The sequence below is a fragment of the Saltatorellus ferox genome (genome assembly GCA_007751475.1).
Taxonomy (GTDB): domain Bacteria; phylum Planctomycetota; class UBA1135; order UBA1135.
In genome coordinates, this window is record CP036434.1 from 5,702,858 (window position 1) to 5,717,193 (window position 14,336).

At 68.8% G+C, this 14,336-nt stretch carries 8 protein-coding genes; 1 reads left to right on the plus strand and 7 read right to left on the minus strand.

The annotated features are described in order from the left end of the window. The first annotated feature begins 260 nt into the window (after nucleotides 1-260). Entirely contained in the window at nucleotides 261-3,746 is a 3,486-nt protein-coding gene (locus Poly30_RS20475) for a carboxypeptidase-like regulatory domain-containing protein (protein ID WP_145201636.1), read from the plus strand. A 268-nt stretch (nucleotides 3,747-4,014) separates the two neighbouring features. Here Poly30_RS20475 and Poly30_RS20480 read toward each other — a convergent pair whose 3' ends face one another. The 7 genes from Poly30_RS20480 to Poly30_RS20510 form a co-directional block, all read right to left on the minus strand. Further along, nucleotides 4,015-7,107 carry a sigma-70 family RNA polymerase sigma factor gene (locus Poly30_RS20480; RefSeq protein ID WP_145201639.1) on the minus strand — a complete coding sequence of 1,031 codons (3,093 nt, stop codon included), beginning with the start codon at nucleotides 7,105-7,107 and terminating at the stop codon, nucleotides 4,015-4,017. 124 nt (nucleotides 7,108-7,231) lie between these two features. Beyond that, a complete protein-coding gene (locus Poly30_RS20485) occupies nucleotides 7,232-9,886 on the minus strand; it encodes an RNA polymerase sigma factor (RefSeq protein ID WP_419190422.1) in 2,655 nt (884 codons plus the stop codon). A 129-nt stretch (nucleotides 9,887-10,015) separates the two neighbouring features. Then, nucleotides 10,016-10,942, minus strand: coding sequence for a lipopolysaccharide kinase InaA family protein (locus tag Poly30_RS20490; RefSeq protein ID WP_145201645.1), 927 nt, complete (start codon nucleotides 10,940-10,942; stop codon nucleotides 10,016-10,018). Between the two features lie 49 nt (nucleotides 10,943-10,991). Continuing rightward, nucleotides 10,992-12,065, minus strand: coding sequence for an RNA 2'-phosphotransferase (locus Poly30_RS20495; protein WP_145201648.1), 1,074 nt, complete (start codon nucleotides 12,063-12,065; stop codon nucleotides 10,992-10,994). Between the two features lie 151 nt (nucleotides 12,066-12,216). Further along, complete coding sequence (locus Poly30_RS20500; RefSeq protein ID WP_419190423.1) at nucleotides 12,217-13,440, minus strand: 5-(carboxyamino)imidazole ribonucleotide synthase; 1,224 nt, start codon at nucleotides 13,438-13,440, stop codon at nucleotides 12,217-12,219. Next, entirely contained in the window at nucleotides 13,437-13,976 is a 540-nt protein-coding gene (gene purE, locus Poly30_RS20505; RefSeq protein WP_145201651.1) for a 5-(carboxyamino)imidazole ribonucleotide mutase, read from the minus strand. Before purE ends, Poly30_RS20500 begins: the two co-directional genes overlap by 4 nt. A 22-nt stretch (nucleotides 13,977-13,998) precedes the next feature. Then, entirely contained in the window at nucleotides 13,999-14,253 is a 255-nt protein-coding gene (locus Poly30_RS20510; protein WP_145201654.1) for a hypothetical protein, read from the minus strand. Nucleotides 14,254-14,336 lie beyond the last annotated feature (83 nt).

A 14,336-nucleotide genomic window follows, 5' to 3' on the forward strand; every position in this document is an offset into this window, starting at 1 on the left:
CCTCGACCCTCCCGCCTCCTCCGCTTCCTTGGTTGCATTGGCCGGAGTTCCAGAGTTCAACGGATTCAACTCCAGGCGCAGAGCTCCTTGTTCGCCGCAGGTCGGGAGCGTTTCAGGCCCACAGATTCCTCTGAAGACCCCTAACTCCTGTGGCGGAATCAGCTACGGGTCGGCACCGCCAAGAGGAAAGCGGCTAGTGTGAATGCCCGGCGATACGCAGCGTAGGCCTGGCCTCTCCCTTCCCCCCGCCTCCCTCCGCCATGAAATCGAAGCTCTTCGCCCTCCTCACCGTTGCCGCACTCGGCGTGCTCGCTCTCTGGTACATCACCCGCGCGCCAGGAGCTGAGCCTAGAGCCGATCCTGGAGTCGCCGGAGAGGGATCGCCCAACGCGGGCGCTGCGAAGGACGACGAGCAGCCAGAGGTGGCAGAGCTATCGGCTCCGGTCGCACCCGAGGGGCCCTCGCGCGAGTCGATCGCTGAGGTCGAGGCGCTCGCCGAAACGGACGGGGCTGAAGCGGCCCTTCCCACGTGGGACGTCGAAGACACCCTTTGGATCGAGGCCACCGTGGTGCTCCCCGAGGGAACGCCGAACGACGAGCAGGCTTTCGTGCTCGCCGCCTCCGAGCCGATGCAGCGGGCCCTGGCCCTCGGAGACGCGGGCCCCTTCGCCGCGCTGCGCGACGGTCGCGAGCCCCGGCGCATCCCCGGCGTGCTCGCCGCGGCCCAGGTCGGCGAGGAGGGAACGGTCCGCCTCGCGCTTCCGCCCGGCACCGGGGAAGCGTGGATCTCGGTCGGAGGCTCCTACCTCTACTCGCTGGAGCCCTATCACCTCGTGGACGTGAACAGCGCGAACCCGCTCACGCTGCGCCCGGCACTCGGCGCGCGGATCACCGGCGCCGTGCTGACCCAGGACGGCCGCACCGGCGCGGAAGGCGTCACGGTGTCCCTCGACTGGTCGCTCAACTCGCGGCTGCAGCTGGGCTCCCCCAACGCCGGCTCGCTCGGGCGCTCCACGGAGTCGAAGGAGCAGGGGCGGTTCGACCTCTTTGCACTACCGACCGGCCGCCCCCTGGCGATCCAGACGCGCAGCGACACCTTCGCCAGGTCCTTCAGCGACGACCTGCAGCTCACCCCAGGGGAGAGCCGCAGCGTGACCCTCACGCTCGCGACGGGAGGCACGGTCCATGGACGCGTCGTCAACGAAAAGGGAGAGCCCGTGCCGGGCACCACCGTGACGGCGCTGGGCCGCGAGTTCTTCGGCAACCCGACCGAAGACCTTCGCGAGGCGGAGACCGGGGAGGACGGCCGCTTCGAGCTGGCCGGGGTGACCCCGGGGAAAGTGTGGGTCAGGGCCGAGCACGACGACTACCAGGGGAAGCTCGGCAAGCCCTTCGACCTCGGCGCAAGCGAGCGCTTCCACGCCGAAGACATCGTCCTCGACCGCGGGCTCGTGCTCTCGGGGAAGGTCGCCTTCCCGGACGGCCGCCCGGTGAGCGGCGCCATGGTGAAGGCTGACCCTGACCTCGGCGAGAACGCGGCCGGGTCTCCCGTGGACCCGCGCTCGTTCGCGGGAGCGGGAAACGACGCCCGCACCGACGAAACCGGTGCCTTCGAGATCGCGGGACTCGGCGAAGGACCCTGGGCGGTCACGGTGGAGTACGACGCCAAGGAAGGGGCCCAGCCGGAAGAGCCGGGTCGCTGGACGGCGTTCCAGTCCCTCGTTCACGCTCCGGCGGCGAACCTCGAATTCACGCTCAACCCTCCCGTCCGCTTCAGGGGCTCCGTGCTGAACAGCGCCGGCGAGCCGCTCACGTCCTTCGAGGTGAAGGGTGAGCGCTCAGGCAGCCAGTGGTACATGCCGCCCAGCGAAACCCGCACCCGGACGTTCGAACCAGAGGACGGGCGCTTCGTCTTCGCCGACCTCAGGTCCGGCGACTGGACGTTCACGGTCGAGGCCGAGGGCATGGCGCGGTCCGAGAAGGCCAGGGTCACCCTTCCGTCGACGGAAGAGTCCACGTTCACGCTCTTCGCCCCCATTCGTCTCGCCGGAAGGGTCGTGGATCCCAACGGACTCCCGGTGCCCGGCGCCGAGATCGCCAAGGAACTCGAGGGCCAGGAGAGCATCCAGGCCATGCAGGGCCTCGGGGACTGGCCCAGCACCCACTCCGACGGGGAGGGCCTCTTCGCGCTGGAGAACATCGCACCGGGCGCCGGCTCCATCGTCGCCAAGAAGGACGGCTGGGCCGCCAGCGAAGGCCACGCCTATGAGCTGGCCGAGGGCGAGGCCCGGGAGGAGATCGTCCTGGTGATGCGCCGCGGCGGGACCATCTCGGGGGAGGTCTTTGGCGCGGACGGTGAGCCCGCGGCCGGCTGCGTTCTGATCCTGCAGATGCCCACGCTGGAGGAACGCCGCTTCGCCAACGCCGACGGGAACGGGCGGTTCGAGGAAGCTGGCCTCACGCCCGGCACCTGGCAGGTGCAGGCATTCCCCGGCATCCAGTCCCTGCAGCCCGAGGACGGCGGCGCGCTGGATCAGACCGCGCTCATGATGGCGCTCAAGATGACCACGGTGAAGCTCGAGGACGAGGCCAAGGAGCACGTGGTGCTCGGGTCGCCGCCCGCTCTTCCCGTGCGCGTTCACGGCACCGTCTCGCTGGCGGGCGAACCCGTCGGGGACCTGATCATCAGCTTCATGACGGCCGAGGGCGGCGGATTGGAAGGCCTGAAGATCGGAAAGACCGCGAAGGACGGAAGCTATGAACTCGTCCTCGACGAGCCCGGCGACTACCTGATGACCGTTCAATCCCCGGGCGCGGCGGGCATGCAGAACAGCGTGGAGTTCAGGCGCCGAATTCCGGAGGCGGAAAGCCATGAGCTCGACGTCTCGATGCCCATGGGACGCATCGCAGGGCGAGTGATCGGCCCGGACGGCGCGCCGTCGGCGAACACGCGAGTGACCCTCTCGATGCAGTCCGGCCAGGTCTTCGGCACGGTCATGGGTGGCCAGTACAACGAAACGCGCACCGACAAGGACGGCCGGTACGAGATCCTCTTCGTGCGCCCCGGCGCCTACGCAGTCGCCGCTGGAGGCTCGTACCTGGGCGGCCTGCTCGGCGACCAGTCCAGCCCGGGACGCGAGGTAAAAACGCTCACCGTTTCCGAGGACAGCTCGGCCACCCTCGACTTCGAGCTGGAGGCTCCCGGTGAACTCCACGGGGTCGTCCGCGACGCGGCAGGCAAGCCGGCGGCGGAAGCCTCCATCTTCCTGCGCGACGAAAACGGCCGCCTCCTGGAGCTGTTCTCCTTCCAGGCCACCAACGCGAGCGGAGCGTTCGAGTACGACGGCCTCGCCCCCGGCGAGTACACCCTCACCGCGCGGGCCGAAGGCATGGCCTCCACCACCGACACGCCGCTCCGCATCCGATCCGGAGAGGTCACCGAGACCTCCATCACCGTGGACACCGGCACGATGCTCCTCGTGTCTCTCCAGGACAAGACAGGCGCCGACATCCGCTCCCGGGTGAGCGTGCGGGATGAGCACGATCACGAGGTCAACGGCATGCTGAGCCTGAACGAACTCATGGCGCGCATCTCCGGCGGCGTCGACGGCAAGGAGCAGCGCGTCGGCCCGCTCCCACCGGGTACCTACGAGGTCAGCTGCGTCGCCGAGGACGGCCGCACGGCCACCCGCAGGGTCCGCCTCACCGGGAAGCCAGAGAAGAAGCTGAGGCTGCGCCTGGAGTGATCTGGCCTTCTCTCTTCCGGAGAGCCGGCCCGAAGGGGAAGTGTCCGCGGCCGACATGGACCTTGGAGCGTGTTGCGCCTTGACGAAACCGCGTAGCACGTTTCCCGAATCGCCTTGTCTTGCGATCCGGGCAACGCACGACTCGAATCCGTCAATGCGTAATACGCTCCTTGGCGTCCGTTCGGCGCGAGCCGCAAAGCGTCTGGTCGCAGCATTCAGTGACTCGAGGCTGAACGAATGCCATGCATGCTTCTAGCACTTTCGGGGCTCAGATATCTACCTCAAGCAGGAGCGGCTTGCCCGGGATCAGGTCCACCCGACGCGAGGCCCGAGACTCCCCTGCCTGGAGCTCGACCGGAGTACCGACGCGAAGCTCGTAGGTTCCCGCCGGAGCATGATCCAGGCGGAAGTCCCCGCGCGCGCCGACGTCGACGATCGTCACCATCGACTCGCGCCACGCGTCCATCGGAACGAGACGACCGTCGTCCATGGCGAGGGCCACAGCGAGCCCCGCGCCTTGATAGTCGCCCCTGACCACGCCGCTGAGCGACACGCGGGCGCGCATGCGTAGGCGGACCCTGTGATCGCCGGGCTGGATGGAAACGAGGCCCGTCCCCATCTGCGCGAACATGGTGCCATCCGCCGCCTTGGCCTGGGCGCCGATCCAGTAGAGGCCAGGGTCGAGTTCCAGTCGCTTCAGAGGCTCCTTGGACGGGGTCAGAGAGAAGAAGGAAGACCCATTGCCACCACCGCCATACCAGAGCCCCTGCATATCCGCAGGCCAGCCGAAAGGTTCGTCCAGCGTCTGGTTGTCGAGAAGTAGAGGCGCGCCCTTCACCTCTGCGCTTCCTGATCCGTACCTGCCCACGAGCGTGACGTAGGTGTCCATAGGAACGCCGCCTGTGTCGACGAAGACCTCGACGCGGGCTGGCGGCGGACCTTCCATGCGAAGCTGGAGGCCCTGCGTGCCCGCCCGCACGCCTTTCGCTACGACCCTCGCGTATCCCTGGCACTTGGCGACGATGTTGAAGTGGCCATCGGGCATGCCCGCGAGACAAAACTGGCCGTCCTTGCTGGCGCTCACGCTGGGCCTGAAGCCCGTCAGCATGTGGCCGGCGACAAGATCGCCATCGACAGGCTGAGCCTCGACGCTGCCCTTGAGCGGTGCTCCCTCCGGGTCGAGCAGGCGCCCGCTGATCTCCAAGGTATTCGCGAGAGTGAGAACCACCGTCTCGCCCGGCGGCTGGTCGAGGTTCACGCGCAGGGTGGCCGCCCGGGGTGACTCTCCTTCGGGCCATCGAAACATGTGCGTTCCTGTGTCGCTAGCCGTGAGGATCGCTGGCCCAAGAGCCCTTGAGCTCACCAGACGTATCTCGCAGCACCCTTCTTCGTCTGCCTCACCTTTGAAGAACAGGCCCTGTGACTTCCATGGTACGTAGTTCGCAGAGATCAACCGTACCGATGCCCCAGGGAATGGGTTGCCGCTCGAGTCGAGCACCAGGCATCGCAGGGAACCAAGAGCCTCGAGTTTGAGACTGAGCTTTCGCTCCCTATCCGGTGAGACCATGATCGGAGACCCAGCGCCGCCGCAGGGTTCGGGCAAAAGAGAGCCCTCCAGCTCGCGCTCCACGGTGACGAGTATCCCGTCCGCGAACAGCCGCATGCGCAGGTTGAGGTCGGCCCACGCTCCCCGGAACCAGGCGACTCCGTCGGCGCCGGTCGTGCCGTCGGCTATCACCTGGAAGCTCCCCCAATCTGCGTGCGGTCGTTTGACGCCGTACGCCTCGGCCGGCGCCCCCTCTAGAACGATCCGAACGCCAGCGACGGGCTCGCCGTCTCGGCCGTGGAGGTGAATGCCCAGCGCTCCCGTCCGGCACATGACCACCTTCGCTGGCAGCCACTCTCCTGCCTCGTTCTTGGCCGATGCCTTGGAAGAAAGCGTCGTCCAGCCAGGCAGCTCCGCCAGCACGTAACCATGGGTGGTGCAGTGCGGGAATCGGAACCGCCCCGCGTCATCGGACGTGGTCTCGGGCGGGGAGTCGCTGCCGTCCTGGAGGGTGAGCCTCGCGCCGGGGATCGGAGTTCCGGAACGATCCACCACCTCGCCGTCGAGGGCGCTGAAGGCCAGACGGTATAGATCGATCGCAGGCGGCTGGGGCTGCCCGACCTTCCACTGGACCTCCTCCCCTGCTCCGGCGAACTCGTAGTCCCCGGGCACCGTGACGTTCATCAAGACGTGCTCGCGCTTGACGGCGTACTCCAGGCGGAAGGCACCGGAGTCGTCGGTCGTCGCCGTAGGAATCGCCTCCTCGCCGAGTCCCAGCATGCCGAAGGAGTGCATCGCCACGTGGACGTTCACCGCTGGTACAGCCTTCGCTCGATCACCCCCCACGGGCACGTTCCAAACGCGCCCTGTGGCGACGAGAAGTCCCTCGGGGGGGCCTGCCGCAGTGAAGACCGCCTCAGCGGGGCTGGCAGCGATCCGCGTCACGACGGGGTCACGATCCGACTCCTGCGGGGGAGCGACCTCGCTGAGCCAAGGCTCTCCCTCCGTGACGGCCACCGTCGCGATCTCAACTGCAGCCTCCGGGATCTCGGCTTCCTGAGGCGCGACCGCCACCAGCCAAGCTGTCCCGATCCCGATCGCCACGAGGGCCAAGACCACCACGGCGAGAATCTTGTGAGTGGTCATCAGCGCACCGAAGGAAGCCAGCGACCCGAGGCCCGCCCCACCCCGCGCCACCTGGGGAGCCATGGAAGGAATGGTGAGCGCACTCAGCCAGGCCTCGCGCCCGCCCGAGTCATCAGGTCCGTGAGAGTTTTCGTCAGAGTTCCCTTCAGACATCCGCGCCCGCAGAGCCGCGAGCGCCCGCTTCTGGCGCGTCTTGACGGCCTCGACCGACACCCCGAGCCGCCGGGCAATGGCCCGCGGCGGAAGCCCATCCCAGAATCGCAGGCACACCACCTCGCACTGCGCCGGCGGCAACTCGCGCACGAGCTCCAGGAGCTGCGCCGCGGCCTCGAGCTGCATCAGCCGCTCTTCCGGCGCTGGGACGCTCTCCGTACGAGCGCCAAGACGCTCCCGCTCACGGCGCCGCCCCTCGGACCGCTGCCGCGCCCAAAGGATCCGCCGCCCAGCCCCCGCAAACCAAGGCAGCCAGGAGACCGGCGCCATTTCCGCACCACGATCCGCCTGCTCTTGCGCAGCGAGCCAGACCTCCTGCGCCACGTCGTCAGCATCGGCGTCTCCCCGGCACATGGCGCGAGCGATCCGCTGAATCGCAGGCACATGCTGCGAAATGTCGTTCAAGGGCGATTGGGTCATGGGCGGGCCTCCACGACCAGTGTCCGCCAAACCCATTCAGGGGTCATCTTTTTGCGCAATCGACGCCATCCGAGCTTCCAGGGCGCGGACTCAGGCCCCTCGGCCTTGAGTAGCGGAATCAGCGACGAGTCGGTACCGCGAGTGGTGTTCGAGGGATCGATCACTCTCGTTCAAGCACGATATCGAGCGCGGGCAAAGTGGTAGACAGTTCGAACTGAACCCGGTGCGTCTTGGCGCCCGTCGCAAACACCTCCACAGGATAGGTGCCTCGGGCGAGCGGGTCGAGGCGCAGGTGGCCGGCCTCGAACCCGAAGCTCTCTCCCCAGTCCGCGCTCCCGACGAGTTGCACCCAGCCGCTCGAAACAGGCGTGCCGTCCTCCCACATCACGCGGACCTCGAGGGCCAGCGCATGATCGCGCCAGCCGGGTCGCAGGTCGGCGTGGCTCTCCCCCATCTCCAGGGTCACGGGAACAGTGACCAGAGGCTGGCGAAGACGATCGACGAGCTGCACGCGGACGTCACGACCCGGCAACAGGCAACCGATCAAGAGGTCGCCGTCCCTCGGAAACGGGAACGATGCGTCGCCTGGCGCGCCCGGCTTCGCATGACTCCAGCCGCCGCCGAGGAAGCCCGCGCTCTGGAGCCTTTGGTGAATGCTCAACGAGTAGGGCTGACCCTTTCGCTCTTCATCCAGGTACGCCGTCTCGAAGGGCGTGTCGTCCCATTCCAGGAGGACGAGCGGCTGCGCGGGCCCCCTCGGGAGCGAAGGCAGCGACACCCGAAGCGTCGTGCCGGGTTGCATTTCCACCAGAACTTCCTGGCCCAGCAAACCCGGGGAGAGCGGCACCGACGCGGCGCGGTAGCCGATCGCGAAGACCTCGAGAGCCCCGTCGGGATCCATGCGCACCGTGGCGCGGCCGTCGGCTCCTGTGGAGACATGGGCCCCTCCAGCGCGGATCGCAGCCCGAATCGGCTTCTGCTCGGATCCGTCGGAAGCCGCTTCCCGAACGAGCACTTGGAACTCGGGATGCCGCTGCACCCGAATCGTCCCGAGGTCGAGGAAGAGGTCCTGTCCTTCTAGAACCACGAGGTGCGAGAACTCCGGGGCACCGGATTCAAGAGACAGCTCGATCTGATGGGCTCTCGCCAGCGACCCGAATGGCTCCAGGTCGAGGAGCTCCAGGTCTTCCGGCCGGATGAGCGCCGGGATGGCGAACTCACCGCTGGGCGTGAGCGGCTCCCACCGCATTCCATCGAGCGTGGTCCCCCGGGCGTCCTCACGCATGAAGTGCATCAACCCGGTGACCGGCGAGCCATCGTCGCTCCATTCTAACCGACCTGTGACGGCGGGAAGCTCGGCCAGATCCATCGTGATCTCCGCCACGTCGCTCGCCCATTCCACCGAGTCACCGCCGGTTATCTCTCCATTCAGGGACCGCAGGACGAACCTCGACGGCAGCCTCAGACAGATCGTCTCCTTGGCCCAGAAGAGCTCCATCCGGAAGTGCCCGTTCTCGTCGGCCTCCGGCATCGGGCGGTCCTCGATCCCGAGCCAGCGCTCCAGCTTCTCCTCGCCGGACTCGTGACTCTTGAGCCCAAGGTGCTTCGGCAGCCTCCACTCCCAGAAACGAACGACGCGGCCGGGCGCAACGCCGTCCACCGTCACACGACCCGTGAGCACGGGAGCCACTGGCAGCATCACGACTCGCGCCTCCCCGCGTCCACGTCGATCGCTCTCCTCCAGCTCCAGCCAGCGTCCCTGGTAGCCCGGCGCCGCCACGAGCAATCGGCCAGCGCCTGCATCCGCCGTCGCCGCGTAGCCGTCTTCATCCAGCGTCATCCGGGTCTGAAGTCCGTCCTTTGCGATCCAGACGGCGCGCGCCTCCGCCATGGGAAGAAGGCCTTCATCGACGATCCGGACGAAGCGGGAGGGTTCGATCGCCGCCTCCTCGGTCAGCGGAGCCGCCGGATCGCCCTCAGCGACGGTGGCCTCGCGCATCGACACCGCCGCCGCCGGTGGCTCCATCCCCGCGCGATCCACCCCCGCGCGATCCACCCCCACCGTGGCCGAAGCCGCCGTTGGCGCGGGAATGACGGAGTCGGAACGGAGCGAAGGTGCCTCCAACGGCCACAGCCAGAAGGCGACGGTGGCCACGGCCACCAGGACGAGTGCGAACTTCATGAGCGCAGCGAGAAGAGGGATCGAGAGGAAGAGAGCTGGAGTCGCGAGAGCCGGCTTCGCCGCCGCGACGGGCCCACCCCCTGTTTCCACGGGAAGCGGAACGGCGGAGCCTGTGAACTCGCGACCGAGGAATCCCAGAGCCAGCGTCCAGCCCTCGCGGCCACGCTCCGACGCGTCGAGTCGCTGACGCAGCCGAGTTCGCGCCCGCGACAGCCGCTTGCGGAGCGCCGCCGGCGCAAGCCCCTCGGACCGCGCTAGATCGACCTGGGTGCGTCCCTCCAGGTAGTGCGCGACGAGCAGCCTGCGATCCTCGGGCGCAAGCCCCTGGATCTCGGCCGCGAGGTCCACGTGGAGCTGAACCCGTCGCGCCGCTTCGTCCGTGTCGCGAACCTCGGGCACCGCGGCCTGTTCCTCCACGTGGGGACGGGCGCGCTCACGCTCCAACCGCCGCGCCACCTTGCGCCGAGCCACGGTCACGAGCCAGGCGCGAAGCCGCGGGCCCCGGAGCGCTGGCCGCTTCACCACCGCGGCGTGCAGCACATCCTGGGAGAGATCGAGCGCAGCGCCCTCGTCGCGCAGGAGCGAGCACGCGATACGCCGAACCCAGTCCGCCTCGGCGAGGAGGGCTTCCATGTCGGGGGAGAGATCGGAGTCCGGGGTCATTGGTTCGTTTCCCGCGAGCGGGCCTCACCCGGGGAGTCACGTGGCTCTCCGATGCGTGACCTGGAAAATGGGCGAATCCAAGGCGTGCACAGGATCACGCTACGGGGCGGCCGCGCGGCGATCGGGGCCTCGGCCAAGGTAGCGCTCGATCCACCACCCGATTCGATGGCCCAGCCCCTTCGATTCCGCAGCCGACGCGATCGCCGCGCTGAAGGGCGCGAGTTGATCGCGCGGCACGCCGTAGGCCTTCAGGAAACGCACTCGATCCGCGCGCGACAGGGTGGCGCCGTACTCCGCCTCGCGCCTCGCCACATGCCGCCAGAGCCGGCCGAGGTTCTTGTGCACGAGGGACTCGGGTAGCGGCTCGACTGCGCCTTCACCGCCCCTCCCATCTCCGGCCTTCACGAAGGAAGAGCGATCGAGATCGATCGCCGTCGCGGGAGCCGCCGGGTTCGCGCTCTCGATCAGGAGATTCGCGGGCTGCAGATCCGCGTGCAGGAACCCGACCCGATGCAGATCCGCGATGAGGCGCCCGGCCGATTCGAGAGCCTGCTGGAGCGTTCGATGTGACGTTCCCCCGCGGCGAACGTCGCCCAGCATCCAGCCGAGATCACGAACGCCGTCCATGCGCTCCGTCACGATCGTGAGCTCGTAGCCCACCGGCGGCACGGCCACCGCGCGTGCCGCGATGACCCTCGGCGTTCGGATGCCGAGGGCGCGCAACCGCTCCGAGAGCACGAGTTCCTCGAACGGCCTCGCCGGATCCCGAAAGCGCGCTCCCGTCAGAGCGCGCGCGAGCCCGCCGTGGGTGAAGCGGCGGGCCAGGCAGGTGACGCCGCCGACCTCCAGCAGGCCGAGCGGCTCGCGGCCCGATTCCTCGGCATCCGCGAGGGCTTCCGCGCTTCGCTTTCCATCGGCCGTGAAGCCCGCTTCGGCGAGCCGCGGCTCGTCAGCGGCGCGGCACGCCATCGCGCCACGCACACCCCGAACGAGAACGAACCCGTCCGGGAGAGTGGGCAGCTTCACGTGGAAATCGATGGACCGAAAAGGACCGGGCGTTCACTCGGCCGGAAGGTCAGATGCCCGCGCCGAACCCGAAGCCCGGAGCCGACGCCTTCTTGTCTTCCTTCTTCTCTTCTTTGCGGGGAGCAGGCTCTGGCTTCTTGGCGGCAGGCTTCTCCTCGCGGGGCGTCGTGCTTTCCCCCCGGGGCGCCGGGCGCTGCTCGCGCTTCGGCTTGTCCGAGTCGAGCCCGAGTCCGAATCCACCGCGATCATTCGACTCGCGCTGGGGCTTCGTTCGAGATTCTTCGCGGGGCGCCGGCTTGCGGGGAGCCTCTTCACGGACGGGAGCTTCGCGGCGTGGCTCTTCCCGGGGCGGCTCTGGCTTCCGTGCTTCCTCACGCGGAGCAGCCGGACGCTCGTCCCGCTCGCTGCGATCCCCGCGGCCTGCCCGGTCCCGATCTCGCGGTCCGCGATCGTCCTCTTCGTAGTGACCGCGTCCGCGGCCACGGCCGCGCCCACGGCGTCCGCCACCGCCGCGCGGTCCCTCGTTGCTGCGGCGTCCCCGGCTCCGGCGCGCGTCGCGCTCGATACCGTCGTGCTGGATGTCCCCGACCTCGATGAACTCGGTCGGAACCTCGTCCGCGAGGAACAGCGACCCACGATCGTAGAAGTCGATGCCCTCGTCGTAGGCCTCACCCGCATAGACCGTGATGACCGCGTAGTCCTTGGCGGCACGACGGCCCGCTTCGCGCGCCTCCTCCTCGGTGCGCGCGAGATGCAGGAAAGCACGACGGCCGCTGCGCAGGCCGTGCTCCTCGGCGCGCTCCGCGTCGCGGCTGCCGACGCCGATGAAGAGTTCGTCCGGCGGCTCCGTCGCCTCGCCCGGATCGATCGGGAAGGAGTGCCCGTAGAGGGCACGGATCTTGTCGCCGTCGACTTCGTAGCGGGGACGGTCGCTCGCTTCGATGGCGTCGAGGACATCGTCTTCGTCCACGCTCGACCCGAGGCGTTCCTGGAGGGCGTAGAGCACGTCTTCCAGGTCGCCCCAGCCGAATCGATCGAGTTCGAGATCGAAGTCCTCGGGCTGGTGCCGAAGCATGAAGGCGAGGGCGCGTGTGATTCGTTCGTGCAGGGATCCGGAGGTCATTTTGGCTGGATGCCCAGGGCGTGAGCCGTGGGCGCTGTGCGGGTGGTGGCCGCAGCGAGGCGTCCGCTGCGAGCGACGGATTCTAATCGAAGTTCGGAAGAAGGGACCCCGCGTTGCGGGTTCCCCGGCGAGGCGATGGAGAAGTTCGGGGTCAGGGAGTGGAAGCGGTCAGCGCCGCCCGGGCCGCCCGGACCCGGCGGGTGGCCTCCTCCGTGGTGTCGGCCACGGCGGTCAGGTGGCCCATCTTCCGCCCGGGCCGGGCCTCGGCCTTGCCGTAAAGATGCAGGGAAACGCCCGGCATGGCCAGAGCCGCGGCCCAGCGGGGCTCACCGCCTTCCCAGAGGTCCCCCAGGAGGTTCGCCATGGCCGCAGGGCGGCCGATCCGCTCGCCGCTGCCGAGGGGCATCCCCGCGACCGCCCGCGCCTGGTTCTCGAACTGGCTGCAGACGTGGGCGTCGATCGTGAGGTGGCCCGAATTGTGCGGCCGGGGCGCGATCTCGTTCACCAGGACGCCGCCGTCCTCCAGCAGGAAGAGCTCGATGCAGAGAACCCCCACCACCCCGAAGCCCTCCAGGACGACGCCGGCGATCCGATGGATCTCCGCGAGCGTCTTCGGGTCCAGCCGGGCCGGGCAGACCGTCACGTCGAGGATGTGATTCACGTGCTCGTTGGAAAACGGCTCGTAGACCGAGACCTCTCCGCCTGCGCCGCGGGCCGCGACCACGGAGACCTCTTCCCGGAAGGGAATCAGCTCCTCCAGCACGGCGGGCACGCGCCCGAGCGACTCCCAGGCGGCCGGCAGTTCAGCCGCCGACGCCACGCGCACCTGGCCCTTGCCGTCGTACCCGAAGCTCGAGGTCTTGAGCACGCCGGCGCCGGGCATGGCAAGGGCGGCCGCCTCCAGCTCGGCCTCGGTCGTGATGGACGCGAACGGCGCCACCCGAAGACCCAGGCCGGAAAGGCCCAGCTTCTCGCGCAACCGGTCCTGAACGGTGTGGAGCAGCGACCCATCGGGCCTGACCGGTACGAAGCGCGCCGCCGTCTCCCCCGCGATCGCGGGCACGTTCTCGAACTCGAAGGTGACCGCGTCCACGCGGCGCGCGAAGTCGGCGACCGCGGCCTCATCGTCGTAGGCACCGGTGACCGACCAGTCGGCCACCTGGGCCGCGGGCCCGTCCTCGTCGTCCGAGTAAACGGCGAAGCGATAGCCGAGCTGGCGCGCCGCGAGGCCGAGCATCCGGCCGAGCTGACCGCCGCCGAAGACGCCGAGGGTCGCGCCCGGCGGGAGAGCGGCTGCCTGCGCTGTGCGCGCTGCGGCCGCGGCAGCCGAGGAGGAAGAGAAGTCTGACGTCATCGTGGAGTCCGTGCGTGTCATCGATCCAGCGGCGCCTGCAGGGCGCGCTCGCCGTGGCCGCGGGCGTATTCGTCGAGCTTCCTGGCGATGCCCTCGTCCGTCGAGCCAAGGATGCGCAGCGCGAGGAGCGCGGCGTTCTTCGCCCCGGCGTCTCCGATGGCAAGCGTCCCCACGGGAACGCCGCCCGGCATCTGGACGATCGAAAGCAGCGAGTCGACGCCGGAAAGCGCCCGACTCTTGATGGGCACACCGAGCACCGGCAACGTCGTCCAGGCAGCGATCATCCCGGGCAGGTGGGCCGCGCCGCCCGCCGCGCCGATGATGACCTTGACGCCCCGGCCGGCCGCACCGCGCGCATACTCCGCGAGCCGGTCCGGCGTTCGGTGAGCCGACACGACCCCGTGCTCGCAGGCGACGCCGAAGTCCTCCAGGATCTCGACCGCGGCCTTCATGGTGGGCCAGTCCGACGCGCTCCCGAAGACCACGCTGACTGCGGGTCCCTCGGGGCTCAAATCGGCCAGGTCGGTGGGCAATGCGGCGCTCTTCGGCTCGTCCATCCGGAGAGGTTAGCAGAGAGCTCTACCCCGCGGATCGTGTGATCTTGCCTTCGAGGCGGAAGCCTTCGGACTCCAGGCGGCGAATCATCTCGGGCGTCGCCATCATCGCGATCCGGAGAGCGTCCCCCGTCACCGGATCTTGCCAGACCAGCCGGACCGAGCGGGCCTCGCGGATGGCCCCCGGGATCATGCGGCCCACGGCGGGGGCGGAAAACTCTTCCGTCGGCGAGGGCGGACGGGACTCTTTCAGGGTCGTGGCGGGAAGTGCTTGGTTCATGGCGGCTGGCAGGGTGAGCGGGTGGGCTCCCCCTTCGTCGACCTACCGCGCCCGTTGTTTCCCATTCACCCTGATTTTGACCG

What these genes read in the sequence shown, in the direction of transcription:
- Poly30_RS20475 (WP_145201636.1), top strand. Translation starts at nt 261, where the DNA reads ATGAAATCGAAGCTCTTCGCCCTCCTCACCGTTGCCGCACTCGGCGTG.
- Poly30_RS20480 (WP_145201639.1), bottom strand. Translation starts at nt 7,107, where the DNA reads ATGGGTTTGGCGGACACTGGTCGTGGAGGCCCGCCCATGACCCAATCG.
- Poly30_RS20485 (WP_419190422.1), bottom strand. Translation starts at nt 9,886, where the DNA reads ATGGAAGCCCTCCTCGCCGAGGCGGACTGGGTTCGGCGTATCGCGTGC.
- Poly30_RS20495 (WP_145201648.1), bottom strand. Translation starts at nt 12,065, where the DNA reads ATGACCTCCGGATCCCTGCACGAACGAATCACACGCGCCCTCGCCTTC.
- Poly30_RS20500 (WP_419190423.1), bottom strand. Translation starts at nt 13,440, where the DNA reads ATGACACGCACGGACTCCACGATGACGTCAGACTTCTCTTCCTCCTCG.
- purE (WP_145201651.1), bottom strand. Translation starts at nt 13,976, where the DNA reads ATGGACGAGCCGAAGAGCGCCGCATTGCCCACCGACCTGGCCGATTTG.
- Poly30_RS20510 (WP_145201654.1), bottom strand. Translation starts at nt 14,253, where the DNA reads ATGAACCAAGCACTTCCCGCCACGACCCTGAAAGAGTCCCGTCCGCCC.